Source organism: Faecalibacterium sp. IP-3-29 (assembly GCF_023347335.1).
GTDB lineage: Bacteria > Bacillota > Clostridia > Oscillospirales > Ruminococcaceae > Faecalibacterium > Faecalibacterium duncaniae.
This window is the reverse complement of sequence record NZ_CP094471.1, coordinates 2597683-2619171: the sequence shown is the minus strand read 5'-3', so window position 1 is coordinate 2619171 and position 21489 is coordinate 2597683. Positions and strand designations below refer to the sequence as shown.

The window sequence follows — 21489 nt, the reverse complement described above, 5'->3', positions numbered from 1 at the left end:
TTTACATTGCCATGCCGCCGTCCACACAGAGCACCTGCCCGGTGAGATAGCTGCTTTGTTCTGCGGCAAAAAACGCCACCGCGTTTGCCACGTCCTCCGGCTGGCCTGCGCGGCCTGCCGGGATGTCCTTTGCCATTTCGGTGCGGACAGCCTCCGGCAGGGCGGCGGTCATATCAGTTTCAATAAAGCCGGGCGCAACAGCGTTTACTGTCACATTGCGGCTGGCCAGCTCCCGGGCCAGGCTTTTGGTCAGGCCGATGAGCCCGGCCTTGCTGGCGGCGTAATTCGTCTGGCCCGCATTGCCCCGCAGGGCAACGACGCTGCTCAGATTGATGATCCGGCCCCAGCGCTGGCGCACCATCCGGCGGGCCGCTTCCTTGCAGCAGAGGAACGCACCCTTGAGGTTTGCGTCCAGCACAGCATCAAAGTCTGCTTCGGACATGCGCAGGATCAGGTTGTCCCGGGTGATGCCTGCATTGTTCACAAGGATATCCACCCGGCCAAAGGCGTTCACCGCCTCCTCAAAGAGCTTTTTGCAGCCCTCGGCGGTGGAAACATCGGCCTGCACGGCCACAGCCTGCGCGCCTTCGGCCCTGCACAGAGACACGGTCTCAGCGGCGGCCGCTTCGCCGTGGCAGTAGTTGACCACCACATGGCAGCCCTGCCGGGCAAGCTGTACGCACACGGCCCGACCAATTCCCCGGCTTCCGCCGGTCACAACGGCGGTACGGATGATGGTTTCTTCGTTCATTGTTCTTCCTTCCATGCGTTCAGAACGGTGTCCAGCTGCGCCGGGGTCTCCACCGACACACAAGTCACACCGGGCAGGGTCTTTTTCACAAAGCCGGAGAGCGCATTGCCGGGGCCGACCTCCAGAATGTGATCCACACCCAGCTCATCCAGACGGTGCAGGGTGTCCTCCATGTAGACACTGCTCTGTACCTGCCGGACCAGCAGGGCCGGGATGCTGTCGCTCTCGGCCTTTTCGCGGCCCAGGCAGTTAAACAGCACCGGAACGCTCATCTCGCCAAAGGGTTCGGCGGCAAAGCGCTTTGCCAGGGCATCCCCGGCGGGAGCCATCAGACGGGTGTGGAACGGTCCGCTCACCTTGAGCGGGATGCACCGGCGGGCACCGGCCTGCTTTGCAAGCTCTGCAGCCTTGTCCACTGCGGCCTTTTCGCCGCCAATGACCAGCTGGCCCGGGCAATTGTAGTTGCAGATCTGCACACAGCCCAGCGCGGATGCCTGCTCACAGCATTCTGCAAGGGGAACCCGGTCGAGGTTCAGCACTGCGGTCATGCCGCAGTCGATGCCGCTGGCCGCGTCGGCCATGGCTTTGCCGCGGTAGGCTGCCAGCTCAATGGCCTGCTTGGCGGTGAATACACCGGCGGCTTCCAGCGCGGAATATTCGCCCAGAGAGAGACCGGCCACATAAGCGGGCTTGACCCCCTGCTCGGCCAGAACGGCGGATACGCCGCAGGCAAAGGCCACCATGCAGGGTTGGGTGTATTCGGTCTGATTCAGAACGCCGTCCGGGTCGTCGAAGCAGACGCGGTGCAGATCAAACGGAAGGTCTGCAGCGTCGAACGCGGCACGGAAAGCGGAAGATGCTTCGTAAAATTCTTTGCCCATGCCGGGGTGCTGGGCACCCTGACCGGCATACAAAACGGCAAGCTTCATTGGTTTTGCCTCCATTCGGTCACAAGTTCATCCATCAGCTCACGGACAGTGTACATCCGGTCCAGCCTGCCCACATTGGCCCCGCAGAAGAAAAGTCCTTCCTCCAGGTTGCCCTTGACCGCTTCGATCAGTGCATGGGTGATGCAGTAGGGCACCTTGACAGGGTCGCAGGTCTTCAGGCAGCGGGCACAGTGCCGGGGCGGGAAGCGTCTGCCCTCCGCCATGGCCTGCACCAGCGGCGTGTTCAGCGCCCGGCCCGGCATTCCGACCGGGCTGTGGATGATGCGCACATCCTCAGAACCTGCATTCAGCAAAACGTCCTTGTACCCCTGGGATGCATCGCACTCGTAGGTGGTGATAAAGCGGGTGGCAAGCTGAACGCCTGCGGCACCCAGTCTGGTAAAGTGAGCCAGATCGGCCCCGGTGTACACGCCGCCCGCCACAAACACGGGGATGCTGTGGCCGAACTGCGCCTCATAGGGCTTTACCTCGGCCAGCACCTCCGGCAGGATCTCATCCAGCGTCTGGCAGCTTCCGGAGAACAGGTCCTGCTCCGCAAAGCCGAGATGACCGCCTGCCTTGCAGCCCTCAATGACCACAAAATCGGCGGTGCGGCCGAACTCCTTGGCCCAGCGGCGCAGGATGAGCTTTGCCGCCCGCCCGCTGGAAACGATGGGCGCGATGGCGACCTCCATCGTGTTCACAAGGCCGGGCAGTTCCAGCGGCAGACCCGCGCCGGACACCACAGCGTCCACGCCCGCTTCCACAGCGGTGCGGATGGCGGCGGCATAGTCCTGCGTGGCCACCATTGCATTGATGGCCACCATACCGGCACCGTTTGCGATCTGCTTTGCTTTCCGGATCTCAGCGGTCAGGGCGCGGTGGTTGGCGCTGGCCGGGTCACGGGCAAAGTCCGGCTCCCGGTAGCCTGCATCGGCGGTGGAGATGCACCCCATGCCGCCGCAGGCCGCCACGGCACCGGCCAGCCCGCCCAGAGAAACGCCCACGCCCATGCCGCCCTGCAGAATGGGCACAGACAGGACTTTCTTTCCGAGCGTCAGCATTCCTCGCTCAGCGCGTGGATACGCTGCCTCCCGCCGTTCCACAGGTCATCCAGAATGTCCGCCACGGGGCGCACCTCGTGGAGCATTCCGGCCACCTGACCGGCCATCAGACTGCCGGTGGAGGTGTCGCCTTCAAACACGGCCCGGCGCAGACTGCCCAGGGTGTACTTTTCCAGCTCCATCTTATCGGCACCGGCCTTTTCCTGCCGGACATATTCACGGCTCATCCGGTTTTTCAGCACCCGGACCGGGGAACCGCCGATGCGTCCGGTCACGATGGTGTCGCTGTCCTTGGCATTGAGCAGGGCAGCCTTGTAGTTTTCGTGGATGGGGCACTCCTCGCTCACCAGCAGGCAGGTGCCCACCTGCACGCCGCAGGCACCCAGCGCAAGGGCTGCTGCCAGCTGACGGCCATCGGCAATGCCGCCCGCCGCAATGACGGGCAGATCCACTGCGTCCACCACCTGCGGCACCAGCGCCATGGTGGCCATCTCGCCCACATGGCCGCCGCTCTCGGTCCCTTCGGCGATCACGGCATCGATGCCCAGCTTCTCCAGATGCTTTGCCAGCACGGCGGCAGCCACCACGGGGATCACCTTGATGCCCGCCGCTTTCCACATGGGAACATATTTGCCCGGGTTGCCTGCGCCGGTGGTAACCACCTGCACGCCTTCTTCCACAACGATCTGGGCAAACTCATCTGCCTGCGGGTGCATCAGCATGATATTCACGCCAAAGGGCTTGTCAGTGAGCTGTTTGCACCGGCGGATATTTTCGCGCAGGGTGTCGGCATTCATGCCGCCCGCACCGATGATGCCCAGTGCACCTGCATTGGAGCAGGCGGCGGCAAACTCACCGGTGGCAATGTTTGCCATGCCGCCCTGGATGATGGGGTATTTCGTTCCTAAGATCTCGTTTAAAAGTTTCATAGTTTTATCCTATCGGTAAGCGTCCTCGCCCTCTCAGTCTCGCTCTGCTCGACAGCTCTCCCAAGGGGAGAGCCCTTGGCAGTACGGTAAACTTTTCGGTTTTGCCAAAGGCTCCCACTTTGGGGGAGCTGTCACCGAAGGTGACTGAGAGGGTGAGCCCGTTTGCCGAACATGATTTTTACTCTTTGTATTGAAAAATCGCGCCGCCCCAGGTCAGGCCGCCGCCAAAGCCGATGCAGGCCAGCGGTCTGCCCGGGGTCAGCTGCCCGCTCTCGGCCAGCTCGTTGAGGGCGACCGGAATGCTGGCGGCGCTGGTGTTGCCGTGGCGATCCATGTTCTTATAAAATTTTGCCGGGTCGGCCTGCAGAGCCTTGATGCAGTGGTCAATGATGCGGCTGTTGGCCTGATGGCAGACCACCCACGACAGATCCTCGAGGGTCAGCCGGGTCTCGTCCAGCACCGTGTGCAGGCACTTGGGCAGGGCATCCACCGCAAAGCGGAACACCGCCTTGCCGTCCATGGTGATGGGGGCAGAGCCTTCCCGGCTCGGCCCGCCCGCATGAAGGACATCACTGCCGCGTGCCCCCAGCGTCAACGCAAAGGGGGTATCTGCCAGCCGGAAAATGGCGGCTCCGGCCCCGTCGCCGAACAGCACGCAGGTGGAACGGTCGGTGGGGTCCATCAGGCGGGAAAGCGCTTCGCACCCGATGACGAGGGCATACTGCCCGCCCAGAGTCGTCAGCATTCCCCGCGCCACGGCCATGCCATAGAGAAAACCGGAACAGGCCGCGTTGATGTCCAGTGCGGGCCGGTTTTCGGGCAGGCCCAGCGCCGCCTGTACCTGACAGGCCACGCTGGGGGTGGCATCCGGGGCAGAAAGGGTCGCGCAGACACAGCAGGCAATGTCCGCCGGGGCAAGGCCGCTGCGGTCAAGGGCCTGCCGCGCGGCCGCAATGGCCAGCGTGGCGGCAGATTCGTCCTCGGTGCACCAGTGCCGGGTGCGGATGCCGGTGCGGCTGGTGATCCATGCGTCACTGGTATCCACCATGCGGCTCAGCGCGTCATTGGTGATCGTCCGTCCGGGAAGTGCCCCGCCGGTGGCGATCAGCTGTAAACCATTCATGCGTTCCTCGTTTCTCCGATCTGGCGGTACTTTTTATAGCGCTGATCGGCCAGCTGCCGGTCGCTCATGCGGCACAATTCTTTCAGGTGGGCGCGCAGAGCGGCATCTATGCGCTCAAACAGGGCCGCGTGGCAGCGCTGGGCACCGCCCACCGGCTCCGGGATCACTTCTTCCACGATGCCGCCGCGGTACAGATCCTGCGCCGTCAGCTTCATCATCTCACAGGCCTCGCCGCTGCGGGAAGAGTCCTTCCACAGGATGCTGGCAAAGCCCTCGGGGCTCAGCACCGAGTAGACCGCGTTTTCCAGCATGAGGATGTGGTTGGCCACACCCAGTGCCAGCGCGCCGCCGGAGGAACCCTCGCCGGTGACCACGGCGATGACCGGTACCGTCAGGCCGCTCATCTCCATCAGATTCCGGGCAATGGCCTCGCCCTGCCCCCGCTCCTCGGCATCCTTGCCGGGGTAAGCGCCCGGCGTGTCGATAAAGGTGATGATGGGACGGCCGAATTTTTCAGCCTGCTTCATCAGGCGCAGAGCCTTGCGGTAACCCTCCGGCCCCGGCATTCCAAAGTTGCAGGCCAGATTTTCCTCCAGCGTGGAGCCCTTGCGGTGGCCGATGACCGTCACCGGCATCCCGTGGAAACGGGCCACGCCGCCCAGAATAGCCGCGTCCTCCTTGCACTGCCGGTCGCCGCGCTGCTCAAAGAAATCCGTGAACAGGGCAGAGATCGTCTCGTCGATGTGCGGACGCTCCGGGTGACGGGCCAGAAAGACCCGATCCTCGGCAGTCAGCGGGCCGCAGGAGCGCAGGATCTCGTCCTCTTCCACCGCCAGCTCTGCCAGTTCGGACGCATGGGCGGTGATGGCCTCCATGTCACTGCCGCTGCCCTTCAGCGCGGCGATCTGTGCGTCCAGCGGGGCCAGCTGCTCCAAAATATCTTTTATCATTCGTGTTTCCCTCCGGCATGAAGCTGCAGGACCTGGATCAGCGTATCCCGCAGCTGACTGCGGGGCACCACCTGATCCACAAAGCCGTGTTCCATCTGGAATTCGCTGCGCTGGAACCCGGCGGGCAGTTTTTCACCAATGGTCTGCTCAATGACACGGGGGCCGGCAAAGCCGATGAGTGCCCCCGGTTCGGCCAGCATGATATCGCCCAGGCTTGCAAAGCTGGCGGTCACGCCGCCGGTGGTGGGGTGGGTCAGCACGCTGACGTACAGCCCGCCCTTTGCCGAAAAGCGCTGGATAGCGGCGGTGGTCTTGGCCATCTGCATCAGGCTGAAAATGCCCTCCTGCATCCGCGCGCCGCCGCTGGCCGAAAAGATGACCAGAGGCAGGCGCTTGGCAGTGGCGTACTCCACGGCGCGGGTGATCTTCTCGCCCACAGCCGTGCTCATGCTGCCCATAAAGAACCGGCTGTCCAGCACGGCTGCCACGCAGGCCACGCCGCCAATGCGGCCGACGGCGGTGACAGCAGCCTCGTGCAGGCCGGTCTTGTTCTGGGCGGCGGCAAGTTTTTCCCCGTATCCGGGGAAGTTCAGCACATCCTGCGGATCAAGGTCAGCGTCCAGTTCCCGGAAACTGCCGTGATCCAGCACCAGACTGAGCCGGTAATACCCGCCAATGGGCATGTGATAGCCGCAGTTGGGGCAGACATACAGGCTTTTGCCCCACAGGGTGCGGGCAGCGCGGCGGCCGCACTGCTTGCACTCCACAAACTGCGGCTCGTGCCAGACAGCTCCGGCATCCCGCTTGGCCTTCAGCTGGAAAGTGCGCTCCCGCATCCGGTTGGGGAGCAGATCTCGGATATCATTCATCGCATGTTTCCTCAGATATGTGCGGTGATGTAGTTGTAGATGTCACCCACGGTCTTGAGCTTTGCCAGCTCCTCGTCCGGGATGGACACACCGCAGGCATCCTCCAGCGCCATGTTCAGCTCCACGGCATCCAGGCTGTCGGCCTCCAGATCCTCGGTCAGGCTGGCCTCCATGGTCACCTTGTCCTCCTCGCAGTTCAGGGTGTCAACAACGATCTTCTTCATTTCTTCAAACGTCATGGTAATATTCTCCTTTGATTGACTTGTATTTTTATTATCTAAAAAGTTTGAGGTTTCTTGCGAACACGACCATTATATCTGAATCGTCGGATAAGTCAAGAATAATAGCTAAAATATTTTATCTTTTACAATTCTGACACACTTTCCTCCACAGGGGCAGTTCCTCTTTTCCATTGCCCTTTTTCCCCAAACGTGCTAATATGGGTTCAGCACTCAGACAAGAAGGAACGAAAGGATGAATCCCATGAAATTCAGCGAAATGAGTTATACCCGCCCGGACATTGATGCCCTGCTGGGCCAGTGCAAGGCGCTGGCCGCCAAGGCCGCCGGAGCAGCCAGCGGCGAGGAGCTGGTGAATGTTTACTACGAGCAGAGCCGCGCCTTTGCCGATTACAGCACCGCCGCACAGCTGGCAAGCATCCACTACACCTGCGACACCCGTGACGCTTATTGGAAGGCCGAGCAGGATTTCTTTGATGCCAACGGTCCCGCCGTGGAGAACGCACGGGTGGAGATCAGCCGGGCATTTCTGGCCAACGCCCATGTGGACGCGCTGACCGAAGCCTTTGGCACCACCTGCGTGGCTGGCATGAAGAATGCCGTGCTGGGCATGGATGACCGCACCGTGGAGCTGCAGAAGGAGTACAACGCCCTTGTCAGCCAGTACCAGCAGGTGTACGGCGGCGCACTGGTCGAGTTTGACGGCAAGCAGCTGACCATTCCCCAGCTGGGCCCCTATAAGGAGAACCTGGACCCTGCCGTCCGCCGCGCCGCCTACGAGGCTGAGGCCGCGTATTTCGATGCCCACCGTGACGAGCTGGACGGCCTGTACACCAAGATCGTCAAGAACCTGAACGCACAGGCGCAGATCCTGGGCTACCACGATTACAGCGAGCTTTCCTATGTGCGGATGAACCGCATCGGCTACGGCCCTGCCGAGATCCGGAAGTTCCGCGACCAGGTGGCCAGCGATGTGGTGCCCGAGCTGAAAAAGGTGATCGAGCTGCGCTGCAAGCGCACCGGCATCTCCCACCTGACCTTCTCCGACCTGCCTGTGGCGTTTCAGGACGGCAACCCCTCTCCCATCCCCGGCTACGATGCCCGGATGGCCGCCGCCCGCACCATGTACCACGAGCTGAGCCCCGAGACCGCAGAATTCATTGACTTCATGCAGGACAATGAGCTGTTCGACGTGGAGAGCCGCCCCGGCAAGATGTCCGGCGGCTATATGACCAGCCTGCCCACCTACAAGGCCCCCTTTATCTTTGCCAACTGGAACAACACCTCTGCTGACGTGGACGTGCTGACCCACGAGTGCGGCCACGCCTTTGAGGGCTATGTGGCCGAGCGTGACCCCAAGGTCCCCGCAGACCTCGAGTGCCCCGGCATGGAGAGCGCCGAGATCCACTCTATGGCCATGGAGTTCCTGACGGCTCCCTGGCACCACCTGCTTTTTGGCAAGGACACTGAGAAATACGCCCTGCTCCACGCCGAGGACAGCTTCCTCTTCCTGGCCTATGGCTGCATCGTGGACGAGTTCCAGCACAGGATGTACCAGAACCCCGACCTCACCCCGGATGAGCGCAACGCCGTCTGGCTGGAACTGGAGCACAAGTACCGCCCCTGGATCGATTTCGACAACCTGCCCTTCTATGGCCGCGGTGCCGGCTGGCAGCGTCAGCTCCACATCTATGAGTGCCCCTTCTACTATATTGATTACTGCCTGTCCACCATGGCCGCGCTGCAGTTCTTCCTGCTGAGCCTCAAGGACCACAAGGATGCCTGGGAGCGCTACCTCAAGCTGGTGCGCCGTGCCGGTCTGGCCAGCTACACGGAGCTGATGCAGACCGCCGGGCTGAAGGTTCCCTTTGAGGATGGCTCGATCAAGGCCATCGCCCAGCAGATGGGTCAGTGGATCGCAGAGCATCAGGTGTAAGCCTCCCGGGCCTACGGAGATTTTTTCTTGCAAAATCCGCTCTTTTCTATGAAAAAGCACAGCGCCCCCGTTCACTGTAAGATCGCAGTGAGCGGGGGCGCTTTCTTGTGAATAGGAGGTGGATTTTATCGCAAATACAGACTATGGGGATATACGGAGCGGCACAAACTCTATGATTGAAAAGAAAAATTTCCATAAAACGCCAAAAAGCCTTCGGATAAGTCATACCCATACAAGAAAGTTTGAACTTTTCGTGAATTTTCTGTGTTTCGCCCATGGACAGGGGAAAATAGTTCTGCTACAATGGGGGCTGTTGTTTCCGCCGGTTCCCACGCGGCGGTTTTTGTTTTTACTATAACACAGGAGGAACTTTCATGTTAGAAAAGATCTTTCACCTGAAAGAAAACCACACCGATGTCAAGACCGAACTCATGGCGGGTGTCACCACCTTTATGACGATGGCCTACATCCTTGCGGTCAACCCCAGCATCCTGTCCGCTTCGGGCATGGATGCCAATGCGGTCCTGATCGCCACCTCGCTGGCATCGTTCGTTGGCACTGCCCTGATGGCTCTGCTGGCCAACTATCCGTTCGCTCTGGCTCCCGGCATGGGCCTGAACGCCTACTTCTCCTACACTGTCGTCCTGACCATGGGCTACAGCTGGCAGCTGGCCCTGATGGCCGTTTTTGTGGAGGGCATCATCTTCATTGTGCTGAGCCTGACCAATGTGCGTGAGGCCATCTTCAATGCCATTCCCATGACCCTGAAGAGCGCTGTCAGCGTGGGCATCGGTCTGTTCGTTGCTTTCGTCGGCCTGCAGAACGCAAAGCTGATCGTGAACAGCGATTCCACCCTCGTCACCTATCAGCACTTCAAGGGTGAGACCTTCCACAGCATCGGCGTGGGTGCGATCCTCACGCTGGTGGGCGTGCTCATCACCGCCATCCTGCTGGTCAAAAAGGTCAAGGGCGGCATCCTGTACGGCATCCTCATCACCTGGGTGCTGGGCATCCTCTGCGAGCTGACCGGCATCTACATCCCCAACCCCGATGCCGGTATGTACAGTGTCATCCCTACCAGCTTCATCAGCTTCGATTTCTCTGCTCTGGGCAAGACCTTTGGTCAGGTGTTCAAGACCGATTTCTCCGGCGTGGGCATCCTGAACTTCTTCGCCGTGATGTTCTCCTTCCTCTTCGTTGACCTGTTTGATACCCTGGGCACCCTGATCGGTGTTGCTTCCAAGGCCGATATGCTGGATGAGGAGGGCAAACTGCCCAACATCAAGGGCGCGCTGATGGCCGACTCCATCGCCACCTGCGCCGGTGCCGTGCTGGGTACCTCCACCACCACCACCTTCGTCGAGAGCGCTTCCGGCGTGACCGAGGGCGGCCGCACCGGCCTGACCTCCATGACCACCGGTGTGCTGTTCCTGCTGGCCGTGGTGTTCAGCCCCCTGTTCCTGACCATCCCCAGCTTTGCGACCGCTCCGGCCCTGATCATCGTTGGCTTCTACATGATGGGTTCTGCCCTGAAGATCGAGTTCGACGATCCTGCTGAGGGCATCCCCGCATTCCTGACCATCCTGGCAATGCCCACAGCATACAGCATCTCTGAGGGCATCGCCATCGGTGTCATCTCCTGGACCCTGCTGAATGTCATCACCGGCAAGGCCAAGGAGAAGAAGATCAGCCCCCTGATGTATGTGCTGACCGTTCTGTTCATCCTGAAATACGTCCTGCTGTAACAGGCATTTGCAGCAAACAGAAAGCCCCGGCTCCGGCCGGGGCTTTCGTGCGTTTATTGGTTCCTGCGCGGGTGGGGCGGGCAGGGCTCAGCCGCCGAACAGCCCGAAAAAGCTGGTGTGCGTCATGCCCAGCACCAGAAACAGAAGAATGAGGGCAAACAGCACCCCAATGATGATGTCCATCTGGTGGACCGTGAGGGGGAATTTATCGTAGAGCTTTTCCTTGGGGTTGACGAAATTCGGGTCGTTGTTGTCCAGCAGGGTCTTTTTGCGCTCAGCGCTCTGGGCTTTGGCGGCGGCAAGTTCTGCCTGCTCCTTTTCCAGCTGGGCCTCCCGCTGGGCAAGCAGTGCCTCACGGCGGGCCAGCTCTTCTTCCCGCTGGGTCTGATTCGTTTCTGCCATGGTGGTATCCTCCGGCGTTTTTTCTACCAGTATACCATAGAATTGTGACAGAAAAAACTCCTCCCGCAAAAAGCGGCCTTATGCCGCCAGCAGATCCTCCACCACATCCATCAGCTGAGACGGATCGAGCTGGCACGCGGTACAGCGCGCGGCCAGGCGAAGGACCCGCACCGGGTCAACGGAGACATCTGAGATGAACCGCAGTTTTCGGTGTCGTCCGTGAGATGTAGAATACGCGGCGATGCCAAAGGATGTATACGCACCACACGCGGGATGATAAAGTCGTTCCATAACACAATGATACCAAAACACACCAATCACCTCTCTATCAAAATTGTCACGCCGCTTTGAAACGGCTGCATGAATGCAGGTTCGCTGCCCGCAAAATGTTCTGACAAATTTTATATACCATCTCTTGGCTTCAAAATAAACAGCCAAAATTTCGAAATTTGGCGGCGTGTTTTGCATGTCCGGTGAAACCGGTGGTGCAGTAAAAAGACGAACCGGAAAACGAGAACGAACAATTTTACGGAATATCGTGTAAAATTGAGAAAAATCAACTTCACGCAGCAACAGAGGAAAGAATGCTCCGCGGAAAACCGAAAGCACAAAAAGAAAAATCTTTGCCGCATCTTAACCACTTTTTGGCAGAAAAAGTTGAGAAATCGGTCGTAAGACCGAGCTTTCTGGTATATCACTTGTTCGCTGTGCGGACAAGGCGGCCTCTTCTGCTTTGCCTCCGGATCGCCTTTCACAGACACCGGCACTGCCCTTGTCTGAAATGCTTTCACTCCGGAGGAAAACCAGATGAAAAATCCGACGGGCCGCATCACTTGACTTTCCCCTTGCAGGGGAGTATACTCCGGGGCAGTGAAATATTCGGCTATGACGAGAAAGAGTACCCGGAAAGAATGCTGCAGAGAGCTGCCGGATGGTGCAAGGCAGTGCAGGGTGTCCGTGGGAAGATCCTCTCCGAGCTTTCCGGCTGAATGGGCGGCATCTGCGCCCCAGTAAGCGGGAACGGCAGGCCCCCGTTATCACGGGCCGCGCATTGTTGGATGCGCACTGAGGGGCCGGGCTTTGCACCGGCAATAAGAGTGGTACCGCAGAGGATCTACGCCTTTGTCTCTTACAAACCGTAAGGGATAAAGGCGTTTTTATTTGCGGGAAAGCCATTTTCCGGATGTTTCATTGCCTTTGCATCCGCAAAAATCAGGACCTGGAAAAGGAGAGTTTAACATGAAAACACTGGAAAAAGTAAGCGACTTTGTAGGCAAGTATATGGCTGGCATCGTCATTGTGGTGGCAGCGCTGGCCCTGTTCTTCCCCGGCACATTCAGCGTGGTAAAGACCGCATGGGTCAACACCCTGCTGGGCATCGTCATGTTCGGCATGGGGCTCACCCTGAAGCCGGAGGATTTCAAGGTGGTGTTCAGCCGCCCGAAGGACGTGATCATCGGCTGCATTGCACAGTTCACCCTGATGCCCTTTCTGGCATGGGCGCTGACCCAGGTGTTCCATCTGCCCACTGAGCTGGCCATCGGTGTCATCCTTGTGGGCACCTGCCCCGGCGGCACCTCCTCTAACGTGATGACCTATCTGTCCAAGGGCGATGTTGCACTGTCTGTTGGCATGACTGCTGTTTCCACCGTGCTGGCTCCGTTCCTCACCCCGCTGCTCACTCTGCTGTATGCCGGTCAGCGCGTGGAGGTGAACCCCGTGAACATGTTCCTGTCCATCGTCAAGGTGGTGCTGGTTCCCATCGCACTGGGCTTTGTGGTCAATCACTTCTTCCATACGTTCACCCAGAATGCCGTCCGTGTGCTGCCGCTGATCTCCACCACTGCCATCGTGCTCATCATCTGCGCCGTTGTGTCCGCAAACTCTGCCAAGATCATGACCAGCGGTCTGCTGATCCTGGCCGTGGTCATCCTGCACAACCTGCTGGGCTACCTCACCGGCTTTGGCGTGGGCAAACTGCTGAAGCTGGATTCCACTAAGTGCCGTGCAATTTCCATCGAGGTCGGTATGCAGAACTCCGGTCTGGCCACCTCGCTGGCTGCCGCCCACTTTGCACAGTATCCGCTGGCAACCATCCCCGGTGCTGTGTTCTCTGTGTGGCATAACATTTCCGGTGCCCTCCTTGCCAACTTCTTTGCCCGCACTGCAGAGAAGAAGGACTGATGGTTCATAAGAACCTCAACCGCCCGGAGACCTCTCTTACACCTTTCGATTTGCTGAACAAAAACGAGGATACTATAATATCAAAAGGCAGGGTATCATCACCGTGATGATACCCTGCCTTTGTTCGTTTACCGTTCCGAGTGGTGCCTCTGCAGGAACTTGTCGGGGCGGGGCCCCTCCGTCTTGCTGCGCAAATGCGGTCTTGTTGGGGCGTGCCTGCCCCAGACCCTGCTGGGAACGAGTACGGCAAACTGGAAGTTATATATGTCTTTGCAAATATACCATATCTATTAGTTGTACACCGCCCTCATAAATTAGGTGGTCATAATTATCGGTAAAGAAATTAGGAATCTTGTGAGAACGAACAAATCCACATTTTTCATAAAATGGTATCGTCAATGGACTGTCACCTGTTCCAACTTGCAAAACAGAATATTCATCTGCATATTTACCGGCAAGAAAATCAATTAGTGCTTTGCCATAGCCCTTTCCCTGATTTTCCGGATCGACTGCGATATTCTTAATTTCAAGTATTTCGTTACCTTCATCGGTGACAACACATTCAGCTTTTACATCATTGTCTTCAAGCACATACATAGTTCCTTTTTCAAGATACCGATCAACCATGCTCGCCTGTTCATCAGCTAATAACAATAATGATATAAACTGCTTTTTATTCTCATTCACTTCTCGGATTTTCATATCCATTACTCCGTCAAACTGGAATTGTTCTAAATCTTCTCGGTTGCACCTTCTTGCCCTTCGGACAAGGATTCTCCCTCGTTCAAAGTTCTTACAAAATTTCTGTTTAACGATTTCTTTTTCCGGTATTTTCTGTCCCACGGATTTCCTCATGATAGAAATAATCTACGATCACCGGATGTCCCTGCGGGACTCTGCCATAAGGCATTTCATTATCCACAAAGGGACAATCATACTTCTTAGCCATTTCCGCAGCTTTTACTTCAAGCGCTTCAAAGTAGCTGCGGTTATGCTTGTTATAGATCTCATCGTAAAGCGGTACAAGATCAGGATATTTTTCGGCGATATAATCCATAATTGTCTTTTTGAAGCCGCCCCGAAGATTAAGGTTTTCGAGCCAGAACAGATCGCACTGATCCTTTACCCGCTCAAAGATGACTTCAAAGTCCGTGATACCGGGAAATACCGGGGATACGAAACAGACTGTACGGATACCTGCTTCATATACCTGCTTCATAGCAGAGATACGGCGCTCAATGCTCGAAGCAGAGTCCATATCGTTCTTGAAATTTTCATCCAGTGTGTTGATCGACCATGAAACAGTTACACGTCCAAGCTTCTTCAGCAGATCAATATCCCGTACCACAAGATCCGACTTTGTGCAGATCAGAATATCTGCGTCACTGCCGATCAGCTGCTCCAGAAGTTTTCTGGTATTCCCGAATTGCTCCTCCTGTGGATTGTAGCCATCCGTCACAGAACCGATGACCACCCGCTGTCCGGCATATTTCTTCGGATTTTTAATTTTCGGCCAATGCTTCACATCAAGGAAAGTGCCCCATTCCTCCTTGTGCCCGGTAAAGCGTTTCATAAAAGAAGCATAGCAATACTTGCAGGCATGTGTACAGCCCACATAGGGATTGACCGAGTAACCGCCTACCGGCAGACTGGACTTAGTCATGATGTTCTTTGTTTCCACCTCACGAATGAGGATTCCATTTATTACTTCTTCCATGATTTCTGTACCTCTAACACTTTATTAAATTCTTCCGGCATTTCCTGAATCATATTTTCATCCCCCATGATAGGGACAAGGTCTTCCTTCATAAACACCGGAATGCCGAGCTTATGTGCCTGGTCCGCCAGAGACCATGCCCATTCCGGCTCCGTATGAATCTTCCTGCTCTGAGCTCCGGTCATGGTGCCCACAACGATCCAATTGATTCCGGAAAGGTCAACTGTGCCGGGATCGTCGAATAACGGCTCAAAGGTAACATGGTAATGTTTTGCTCTGACGTTTTTCCGAAGGGCGTCGATACGCCACAGTTCTGCTTTCCTCGTCACCGTAACGCCAAACCATGCGTTTTCCAGATTGGTATCAAAATCCAGCAGATCGGGGCGCTTTGTAAGGAACAGGAACTGATGCTGTGGATTTTCACGGATTTTTTCAAATACCTCGTCTCTCCATTCTGACTTCCAGCCGGAAAGATCGCTCATACCGGTAAGAAGAAAGTTCTGCGGACGTTTCTTTTCCATCATCTTGAGCTTACCCGGAAAGAATTCAGGGTCAGCGAAGTCATCAATCATATGCCAGCGTTTCACATTATTGCGGGCATAGCAATATACACACCCCACTGTACATCCGATGACGATATTCATGTTTTGAATCTGATCTTTGATGCAAACACTCATGATTTCTGCCACTCCTCAAGATTCTTTCTGATACGGTCGAGGCATTCCTCAAACCGGGTAATTTCTTCCTCCGAAAAACCTTTGTAGTAAATACTGCCCATTTCATCAGATACAGAATCGTATTCGTCCTTTAAGGCATATGCTTTTTCAGTCAGAAACAGGAGTGTTTTCCTTTTGTCCGTTTCAGACTGAACACGGCTTATCAGCCCTTGATTTTCCATTCTTTCCAGCATCGTAGTAAGAGAAGTTAACGCTAATCCACATTTGATTGAGAGTGACCTGATTGAGATTCCATTTTCCTGCCACAGCACATAAAGAATACGCCCTTGGGCTCCGTTAAACGCATCAATATTCTTTTCGCTGAGAATCTTCTCAAAGATTCGATCTCCAAGTTGTTTTATTTTGGTAACAAGAAATCCGCCATTCATTTTCACACAAAAAACTCCTATATAGTATTTTATCAAATAATACTATATAGGAGTTTTACTGTCAACAGTTTGTATGTCTAAGTAGAAGTAAATTCCGATTTGTTGAACTAAACCGAGTATACCATACCGACAGCCGAAAGAAAATCCCTATATGCAAGAACCTGCCCTTTTTCCTGCGTACGTGCGTACCGGCCATGTACGGACGTACGCAGCGATTGACCCGAAACGTGCAATATAAGGGATGCAAAGCAAAAGGCAGGGTACCACCGTAATGATGATACCCTGCCTTTGCTTGTTTATCGCTCTGAGTAGTCTTTTTTCAGAACTTGTTGTGGCGAAGCCCCTCCATCTGCTAACGCAGACCGTTCTGCCGCTTGAAATCCCCACTGGGGCGTTCATTGCTTCGCAAACGCGGTCTTGTTGGGGCGTGCCTGCCCTAAACCCTGCTTCATAATATCGATCATGACCGATCAACGACTGATTTATAGTAATTGCCAAAGTCTGCAAGTGCATTGACGATTGGTAACATTTCCGTTCCGAGATCGGTCAACCCATATTCTACTTTGGGAGGATTCTCGTGATAATCACGGCGGTAGGCAAGCCCATCATCAATCATCTGTCTTAAGCTCTCGGTCAAAACTTTCTGCGAGATCCCGTCGATGCTTCTTTGCAGCTCATTGAATCTCCATGGACGCTCTTTCAGATTGCGCAGAAGCAAGAGTTTCCATTTTCCGCCAATCAGGGATACTGCTGTTGCAACCGGACATTCCGGCAGTTCTTCTTTTGTACGCATATCAGTCACCTCTGTATATAGTAGTATAGCACATTCATTTTTGAGTGTACAGTTACAAAAAGGTGCGTACTTGTTTTTGAATGTGCGAGCTTCTATACTTAGCTCAGGCAATGAAAGATTGCGAATCAAAATGGAGGTGCTTACAATGGCAAGCTACACAAAAATGACAGTTGGAAAAGAAAATCGGACGGAGCTTCATGAAAAGCTCGCCCTGACTGGTGCGGAGATCAGCTTGAATACGCTTCCTGCGGGAGCAAATGTTCCGTTTGTCCACTCCCACAAGGCAAATGAGGAAATCTACGGTGTTCTTTCCGGCAAAGGCAAGGTCGTTATCGATGGCGAAGAAATCAGCCTTGCAGCAGGCGACTGGCTGAAGATTTCTCCCGTGGCAAAACGTCAGTTCTTTGCTGCAAGCAATTCTGAAATCACTTATATTTGTATTCAGGTCAAGGAGAATTCTCTCGAAGGCTATACTGCAACGGATGCTGTGATCTACTGATAAAACATATCAAAACAAAAGGCAGGATACCACCGTCATGGTGATACCCTGCCTTTGCTCATTTACCGTTCGGTTGCTGCGGTAAACTTCAATAAACAAAAACGTACCCGAACCTTTTTTCGTAAAGAATCGGGTTCGGGTACGAACTGTATGGTGGAGAATTAGGGACTCGAACCCCAGACCCCCTGCGTGTGATGCATGATGACTTTTTGATTTTTAGAGCGATGATTCGTTAAATCAAAGCAATTTGCTACAGATCTGCTACAAACGGCAGTTTTCATTCACCGCAATCTCGCACAAATTCAGAGGTCATTTCTTCCAATCTGCTGCTGAACATTTCGCCATATTGCTCATATCCAACAAATACAGAACTCTCTACATCGCAAATCTGGTTTAGGCCAATCGCTTGTACTGCCTCCATAGCCGCTTCTCTCTGGCTCAAATGCCGCTTTCCAACAGTCAGGCAGTTTGCACCTTCCAGCGTGTTATACTGCTGGAACGCTCGATTAAAGTCCATCAGGTCATGCAGACGGATAGGTTGATTCGTCTCATTGTCCACCAACAGGCCCCAGTTTTCCCAATGGCGGTCAGTGTTGCCCACCAGATAATCCAGAATGTTCATCATATAGTATCCGTGAGCATCCAGTTCCAGAATTTTATCCAGCGTATTCCAATCACGGTTTGTGCAGTAGACATCATAGGCTGCATACGTCACAAGGCTATACCGCTGTGAAGTCATAATTTTGCTGATGGAAACTGGCTCGTTCTCAAACATCCCCTGCTCATACAGAACCTGATGGCAGTCAAAGCATCGGCAAATTTTACTTGCCAGCACTTCGCGCTCAACAGCGTTTCTTCCACCGCCTTTATAAAGGTAAAAGCCATCCTCTTTGTGCACCCACGCCTTGGGGTAGCATCCACCCGTGGACAAATCATCAGCCAGAAAATGGGCATTTGTTACAGTCTTCTGATGTCCACACAGTGCAATATCCACAAAGTCATTGCTCAGAGAATGCGTGTAAAGGTTGATCTCCTCGAACCGAACTGTCTCATTTTCTGCTTTTACCCAGAACACATCCAACAAAGATAAGCAATGGTAAGAAAGCGTAATCCAGGCACGTTCCCTATCCGTATTGCTCTGGGACACACCAATGCTATTCAAGATTTCCTTTGCATAAGTACGGTCGTACGGTATCAGTCTGGATGCACGCCAAGAATAGAAGCTGATCACATTATTGATTCGAGCGTCAAAGTCATTCGATTCTTTCAGCACTAGACCGTAGGACATAAAATCTACAAAATAAATTTTGCACTCACCAGCCGTGCTCACCTGTGCCACACATCTTTCCGTGTGCATGATATGATAGACTATTACCTCATTCATTACTTTCTTCCAGTTTCACACATCTATTTTTCTTGTATCATACCATTCCTGCTGTAACTTCTATATAGCAATATATTAGAATATATTCTATCTTTATTAATCTAAACCGATAGTATTCTTTTGAAGTTTTCATAAATATTGCTGATCATATCAAAGTTCTTATAGAAGACTGATATTTCATCATAAGCATCCCGCAGAAGAGAAGGAACATACTTTTTCTTATTAACTCTCGTGTACGGGCCATCAGATTCTATTAAAAGCCGTTCTAAAGGCAACAAGTGATATTTTTCCGCATTACAACTATTTACCATGTTTGTGTTTATCGAAAAATAGCAACCTAAATCCACTAATTTCAACATATGGTCGCGATTTCCCGTATACCAATGCACAATTGCTTTTTGGGGATTGTATTTTGCCAAAATACGAATAGCATCTTCTTCTGCTCCCCTGATATGTATCGTCATCAACTTATTTTCCGAAGCGCAAAGCTCCACAATCTGTTCAAAAAATCTTAATTGAAGTTGTTTGTCCATATACGATTTCGCCGAATAATCTAATCCTACTTCGCCAATATAATTAGTCAACATTATAAGTCTCATAAAATCTTTTATATCATTTTCATCTAATGTCGACTCCTGCGGATGAAAGCCTATAGCAAACTTTAAATATTTTGTCTCTGTAATTTGATTTTTGCACGTCCAAAAAACACCAGGTGAATTTGTTACACAGATTGTATACTGTTTTAGTTCTGTAATATTTCTGGCCATCTCCAGATAGTTTTTATAATGATCCAAATGGAAATGTGTATCTATTAAGTTCATCATTACATATATGCTTCTATTTTCGAATCATCTGAAAAATATTCAATCAAATCATTCATACCTTGTTTATAGACTCGTTTAAATGCTTGAACTTCTTCAAAATCAAGTTTTCCCGTACAACGAATCAATCGTTCAATCTCTTTATCCGAAAAATTTTTGTATCTATGAATACTACTTAAAACCGCAAATAGATCTGCAGATTTGTTTTTATCCGCTTCTGCTTCAATGAATTCCGATGCCTTTCTGACCTCATTTTCTTTCGACTCAACATCTTGTAAAGAGCTCTTCCGAATAATACAAGGGTAACAAAATCCACAGTTTACAGGATATTCTCTAGAACCCACACGATTGTATCTAGCTACACATGGATGCGAGCATGAAATAGTATTTTTATAGCACCTTTTAAATGCATCTGTTTCGGAAACCATATTCACAATTTCTCGTTTGGTGTTAAAAGCAAAGAAATTAGAAATATGGTTTTGAATTCCAACACTTGCAATCAGCTCATTTAGTGAATTTAAAAAATAAGGGTGCGTTGTCCTAGTACTACAGGATCCTTTTCGGCCATTTGTAAGAGCCACATTTAAGCCAATGAATCCATTCTCAGGTATATACACCGGAACTTGTTTTCCCATGATGCCAGCAATAGAAACCGCCGCACATAAAAACAGTAAAGAACGTCCTCTAGAAGTATTTTCCACTCTGCACAACTGCTCATCCGTCTTAAATGGCGCTCTTGCTCCAGCGGTAAAGCCAAGAAAAACTGATTTTTGGGAAGGAAAGCATTCGTTGAAATTTTCACAGAATTGTTCTTGAATATAACGAAGCTTTGGATATTCATTATGCCCAACCAATACTGGAGAGTGTCCTTCTTGCAATAGTTTTATCGCACCGCAATATGAGTCCAGACCTCCAGAGAACAAGCTAACACAATCGCATCCAGATAAATCTATATATTTTCTATTTTTGTTCTTATGTGAACCGTATTCCGTAGTCGCCTGCCGAAAAGAAACCTTCCACTCATCTCCTGTCAAAAAAGAAAGAATCTTGCTCCATTGGATTTTACAATTATCCCATTTGTCCCGCTCTAAAACTGGAATAGAAACCTCTATTTTTCGTGTCCATGAATCCAAAAATAGACTTCTCGAAATCCTTTTATCTAAGGCAAACACACTAAGTCCTATTACAAATAAATCTTCGTAAATCGAATTCATTCTTTGCTGACCCAAATGATACCATATATTGGGCAATCCAGAATAGATAGTGCTTTTTGAGTCCCTGTTTAATGTAAGAATATAAGCGTCATTCCATTCAATGTCCGGGTCCGCATCGTTTTCTTTTTTTATCCAAAATTTCATTAGGCTGTCCCCCCATAAAAACGCGTGCATACATCATATGCTTCGTTCAATGCCTCTTTAACAACATTTGCTGCACCGATGTCCTTAAGATTAATTTGCTTTATTTCCTTATCAGACAATGAATCATGTAGTGCATCAGCTATGTATGAATGCATTTCATCTAATATCTCAAATTTTTCGTTACTTGTACGACCTTTTCCTATTTTCTCTTCAAAATTCACATCGAAACTGATCTGCACAAATGAGGTAACCATTTCTCTTAACAAACTGTCCAAATCCACATTTCCCAATTGATCTACGGAATCTATTTGCAAATTATCAAGAGCCTGAGATAGTGAATCTGCCGCCAATGAATCTTCTAGCGAAGAGGAATTATTTGTAAATTGATAAAGTAGTTCATGCAATATTTCATTCGAAGATTTTTCAATTAAATCTGATCGACCAAAATCGATCAAACCTTGTTCTAAGCCCTGCTGTCTAATATCATAGGCAAACCCCAAAATATTACCAACAGCGTTGGCAAATGATGTAGTGCCAACTGCAGCTCCAGAACTCATTGCCTCACCAAATTTCTGAATAGCGTTTACTCTTGAATCTGCATCCCGATTTCGTAAAAAAGATGATATAGCCCTTTTGGCATTACTCCATTCTGGTTTAGTCGGCGGAATATATCCTTTAGAAGTTCCCATTT

23 protein-coding genes and 1 other annotated feature are annotated in these 21489 nt (G+C 52.7%); of the genes, 4 read left to right on the top strand and 19 right to left on the bottom strand.

Annotated features, from left to right (window positions below; genetic code table 11):
• Position 1: 1 nt before the first annotated feature.
• From fabG to acpP, 8 genes are all read right to left on the bottom strand, one after another.
• On the bottom strand, positions 2-751 hold the full coding sequence (gene fabG, locus MTP40_RS12490; protein ID WP_154276937.1) for a 3-oxoacyl-[acyl-carrier-protein] reductase: 750 nt from the start codon (positions 749-751) through the stop codon (positions 2-4).
• Positions 748-1680: an ACP S-malonyltransferase gene (locus MTP40_RS12485; protein WP_156059807.1), complete on the bottom strand. Its 933-nt coding sequence runs from the start codon at positions 1678-1680 to the stop codon at positions 748-750. The genes fabG and MTP40_RS12485 overlap by 4 nt, the downstream gene beginning before the upstream one ends.
• Complete coding sequence (locus MTP40_RS12480) at positions 1677-2744, bottom strand: NAD(P)H-dependent flavin oxidoreductase (RefSeq protein ID WP_249259477.1); 1068 nt, start codon at positions 2742-2744, stop codon at positions 1677-1679. Before MTP40_RS12480 ends, MTP40_RS12485 begins: the two co-directional genes overlap by 4 nt.
• On the bottom strand, positions 2738-3673 hold the full coding sequence (locus MTP40_RS12475) for a DUF561 domain-containing protein (protein WP_097773325.1): 936 nt from the start codon (positions 3671-3673) through the stop codon (positions 2738-2740). The genes MTP40_RS12480 and MTP40_RS12475 overlap by 7 nt, the downstream gene beginning before the upstream one ends.
• Positions 3674-3851: 178 nt before the next feature.
• A complete protein-coding gene (locus MTP40_RS12470) occupies positions 3852-4796 on the bottom strand; it encodes a beta-ketoacyl-ACP synthase 3 (protein WP_207697726.1) in 945 nt (314 codons plus the stop codon).
• A complete protein-coding gene (locus MTP40_RS12465; protein ID WP_249259476.1) occupies positions 4793-5746 on the bottom strand; it encodes an acetyl-CoA carboxylase carboxyltransferase subunit alpha in 954 nt (317 codons plus the stop codon). The genes MTP40_RS12470 and MTP40_RS12465 overlap by 4 nt, the downstream gene beginning before the upstream one ends.
• Positions 5743-6615, bottom strand: a complete 873-nt coding sequence (gene accD / locus MTP40_RS12460) for an acetyl-CoA carboxylase, carboxyltransferase subunit beta (RefSeq protein ID WP_249259475.1) — start codon at positions 6613-6615, stop codon at positions 5743-5745. The genes MTP40_RS12465 and accD overlap by 4 nt, the downstream gene beginning before the upstream one ends.
• A gap of 11 nt (positions 6616-6626) precedes the next feature.
• Complete coding sequence (acpP, locus tag MTP40_RS12455; RefSeq protein WP_005935295.1) at positions 6627-6854, bottom strand: acyl carrier protein; 228 nt, start codon at positions 6852-6854, stop codon at positions 6627-6629.
• A 244-nt stretch (positions 6855-7098) separates the two neighbouring features.
• Between acpP and MTP40_RS12450 the strand changes: the two genes are divergently transcribed.
• Both MTP40_RS12450 and MTP40_RS12445 read left to right on the top strand, forming a co-directional pair.
• Positions 7099-8790: a M3 family oligoendopeptidase gene (locus MTP40_RS12450; protein ID WP_097773434.1), complete on the top strand. Its 1692-nt coding sequence runs from the start codon at positions 7099-7101 to the stop codon at positions 8788-8790.
• Positions 8791-9164: 374 nt separating this feature from the next.
• On the top strand, positions 9165-10535 hold the full coding sequence (locus MTP40_RS12445; RefSeq protein ID WP_227612823.1) for an NCS2 family permease: 1371 nt from the start codon (positions 9165-9167) through the stop codon (positions 10533-10535).
• Positions 10536-10622: 87 nt separating this feature from the next.
• Here MTP40_RS12445 and MTP40_RS12440 read toward each other — a convergent pair whose 3' ends face one another.
• A complete protein-coding gene (locus tag MTP40_RS12440) occupies positions 10623-10937 on the bottom strand; it encodes a hypothetical protein (protein ID WP_097771623.1) in 315 nt (104 codons plus the stop codon).
• Positions 10938-11015: 78 nt separating this feature from the next.
• Positions 11016-11510 (bottom strand): DUF6514 family protein, encoded by a 495-nt coding sequence (locus MTP40_RS12435; protein ID WP_249259474.1) that lies wholly within the window; start codon positions 11508-11510, stop codon positions 11016-11018.
• A 303-nt stretch (positions 11511-11813) separates the two neighbouring features.
• Positions 11814-12070: a binding site (T-box leader), on the top strand.
• Positions 12071-12176: 106 nt separating this feature from the next.
• Here MTP40_RS12435 and MTP40_RS12430 point away from each other — a divergent pair.
• Entirely contained in the window at positions 12177-13121 is a 945-nt protein-coding gene (locus tag MTP40_RS12430) for a bile acid:sodium symporter family protein (RefSeq protein WP_249259473.1), read from the top strand.
• Between the two features lie 258 nt (positions 13122-13379).
• Here MTP40_RS12430 and MTP40_RS12425 read toward each other — a convergent pair whose 3' ends face one another.
• The 5 genes from MTP40_RS12425 to MTP40_RS12405 all read right to left on the bottom strand — a co-directional run bounded on the left by MTP40_RS12425 (position 13380) and on the right by MTP40_RS12405 (position 16736).
• Complete coding sequence (locus MTP40_RS12425) at positions 13380-13823, bottom strand: GNAT family N-acetyltransferase (protein WP_117477155.1); 444 nt, start codon at positions 13821-13823, stop codon at positions 13380-13382.
• A 106-nt stretch (positions 13824-13929) separates the two neighbouring features.
• A complete protein-coding gene (locus MTP40_RS12420) occupies positions 13930-14838 on the bottom strand; it encodes a radical SAM mobile pair protein B (protein WP_249259472.1) in 909 nt (302 codons plus the stop codon).
• Positions 14826-15515 (bottom strand): radical SAM mobile pair protein A, encoded by a 690-nt coding sequence (locus MTP40_RS12415; protein WP_249259471.1) that lies wholly within the window; start codon positions 15513-15515, stop codon positions 14826-14828. Before MTP40_RS12415 ends, MTP40_RS12420 begins: the two co-directional genes overlap by 13 nt.
• Positions 15512-15949: a radical SAM mobile pair system MarR family transcriptional regulator gene (locus MTP40_RS12410; protein WP_249259470.1), complete on the bottom strand. Its 438-nt coding sequence runs from the start codon at positions 15947-15949 to the stop codon at positions 15512-15514. The genes MTP40_RS12415 and MTP40_RS12410 overlap by 4 nt, the downstream gene beginning before the upstream one ends.
• A 454-nt stretch (positions 15950-16403) precedes the next feature.
• The gene (locus MTP40_RS12405) at positions 16404-16736 is read right to left on the bottom strand and encodes a winged helix-turn-helix transcriptional regulator (RefSeq protein ID WP_005943481.1); all 333 of its coding nucleotides are present in this window, start codon (positions 16734-16736) and stop codon (positions 16404-16406) included.
• Positions 16737-16881: 145 nt separating this feature from the next.
• On the opposite strand from MTP40_RS12405, the gene MTP40_RS12400 reads away from it, so the two are divergent.
• Entirely contained in the window at positions 16882-17235 is a 354-nt protein-coding gene (locus MTP40_RS12400; RefSeq protein ID WP_080788749.1) for a cupin domain-containing protein, read from the top strand.
• A 277-nt stretch (positions 17236-17512) separates the two neighbouring features.
• On the opposite strand, the gene MTP40_RS12395 is transcribed toward MTP40_RS12400, so the two are convergent.
• The 4 genes from MTP40_RS12395 to MTP40_RS12380 all read right to left on the bottom strand — a co-directional run bounded on the left by MTP40_RS12395 (position 17513) and on the right by MTP40_RS12380 (position 21487).
• Positions 17513-18574: a hypothetical protein gene (locus tag MTP40_RS12395; RefSeq protein WP_249259469.1), complete on the bottom strand. Its 1062-nt coding sequence runs from the start codon at positions 18572-18574 to the stop codon at positions 17513-17515.
• A 146-nt stretch (positions 18575-18720) separates the two neighbouring features.
• Entirely contained in the window at positions 18721-19443 is a 723-nt protein-coding gene (locus MTP40_RS12390; protein WP_113621481.1) for a TatD family hydrolase, read from the bottom strand.
• Positions 19443-20798 carry a Qat anti-phage system QueC-like protein QatC gene (qatC, locus tag MTP40_RS12385; RefSeq protein ID WP_147323026.1) on the bottom strand — a complete coding sequence of 452 codons (1356 nt, stop codon included), beginning with the start codon at positions 20796-20798 and terminating at the stop codon, positions 19443-19445. The genes MTP40_RS12390 and qatC overlap by 1 nt, the downstream gene beginning before the upstream one ends.
• Positions 20798-21487 carry a hypothetical protein gene (locus MTP40_RS12380; protein ID WP_249259468.1) on the bottom strand — a complete coding sequence of 230 codons (690 nt, stop codon included), beginning with the start codon at positions 21485-21487 and terminating at the stop codon, positions 20798-20800. The genes qatC and MTP40_RS12380 overlap by 1 nt, the downstream gene beginning before the upstream one ends.
• Positions 21488-21489: the final 2 nt, after the last annotated feature.

What these genes read in the sequence shown, in the direction of transcription:
- fabG (WP_154276937.1), bottom strand. Translation starts at nt 751, where the DNA reads ATGAACGAAGAAACCATCATCCGTACCGCCGTTGTGACCGGCGGAAGC.
- MTP40_RS12485 (WP_156059807.1), bottom strand. Translation starts at nt 1,680, where the DNA reads ATGAAGCTTGCCGTTTTGTATGCCGGTCAGGGTGCCCAGCACCCCGGC.
- MTP40_RS12480 (WP_249259477.1), bottom strand. Translation starts at nt 2,744, where the DNA reads ATGCTGACGCTCGGAAAGAAAGTCCTGTCTGTGCCCATTCTGCAGGGC.
- MTP40_RS12475 (WP_097773325.1), bottom strand. Translation starts at nt 3,673, where the DNA reads ATGAAACTTTTAAACGAGATCTTAGGAACGAAATACCCCATCATCCAG.
- MTP40_RS12470 (WP_207697726.1), bottom strand. Translation starts at nt 4,796, where the DNA reads ATGAATGGTTTACAGCTGATCGCCACCGGCGGGGCACTTCCCGGACGG.
- MTP40_RS12465 (WP_249259476.1), bottom strand. Translation starts at nt 5,746, where the DNA reads ATGATAAAAGATATTTTGGAGCAGCTGGCCCCGCTGGACGCACAGATC.
- accD (WP_249259475.1), bottom strand. Translation starts at nt 6,615, where the DNA reads ATGAATGATATCCGAGATCTGCTCCCCAACCGGATGCGGGAGCGCACT.
- acpP (WP_005935295.1), bottom strand. Translation starts at nt 6,854, where the DNA reads ATGACGTTTGAAGAAATGAAGAAGATCGTTGTTGACACCCTGAACTGC.
- MTP40_RS12450 (WP_097773434.1), top strand. Translation starts at nt 7,099, where the DNA reads ATGAAATTCAGCGAAATGAGTTATACCCGCCCGGACATTGATGCCCTG.
- MTP40_RS12445 (WP_227612823.1), top strand. Translation starts at nt 9,165, where the DNA reads ATGTTAGAAAAGATCTTTCACCTGAAAGAAAACCACACCGATGTCAAG.
- MTP40_RS12440 (WP_097771623.1), bottom strand. Translation starts at nt 10,937, where the DNA reads ATGGCAGAAACGAATCAGACCCAGCGGGAAGAAGAGCTGGCCCGCCGT.
- MTP40_RS12430 (WP_249259473.1), top strand. Translation starts at nt 12,177, where the DNA reads ATGAAAACACTGGAAAAAGTAAGCGACTTTGTAGGCAAGTATATGGCT.
- MTP40_RS12425 (WP_117477155.1), bottom strand. Translation starts at nt 13,823, where the DNA reads ATGAAAATCCGAGAAGTGAATGAGAATAAAAAGCAGTTTATATCATTA.
- MTP40_RS12420 (WP_249259472.1), bottom strand. Translation starts at nt 14,838, where the DNA reads ATGGAAGAAGTAATAAATGGAATCCTCATTCGTGAGGTGGAAACAAAG.
- MTP40_RS12415 (WP_249259471.1), bottom strand. Translation starts at nt 15,515, where the DNA reads ATGAGTGTTTGCATCAAAGATCAGATTCAAAACATGAATATCGTCATC.
- MTP40_RS12405 (WP_005943481.1), bottom strand. Translation starts at nt 16,736, where the DNA reads ATGCGTACAAAAGAAGAACTGCCGGAATGTCCGGTTGCAACAGCAGTA.
- MTP40_RS12400 (WP_080788749.1), top strand. Translation starts at nt 16,882, where the DNA reads ATGGCAAGCTACACAAAAATGACAGTTGGAAAAGAAAATCGGACGGAG.
- MTP40_RS12390 (WP_113621481.1), bottom strand. Translation starts at nt 19,443, where the DNA reads ATGATGAACTTAATAGATACACATTTCCATTTGGATCATTATAAAAAC.
- qatC (WP_147323026.1), bottom strand. Translation starts at nt 20,798, where the DNA reads ATGAAATTTTGGATAAAAAAAGAAAACGATGCGGACCCGGACATTGAA.
- MTP40_RS12380 (WP_249259468.1), bottom strand. Translation starts at nt 21,487, where the DNA reads ATGGGAACTTCTAAAGGATATATTCCGCCGACTAAACCAGAATGGAGT.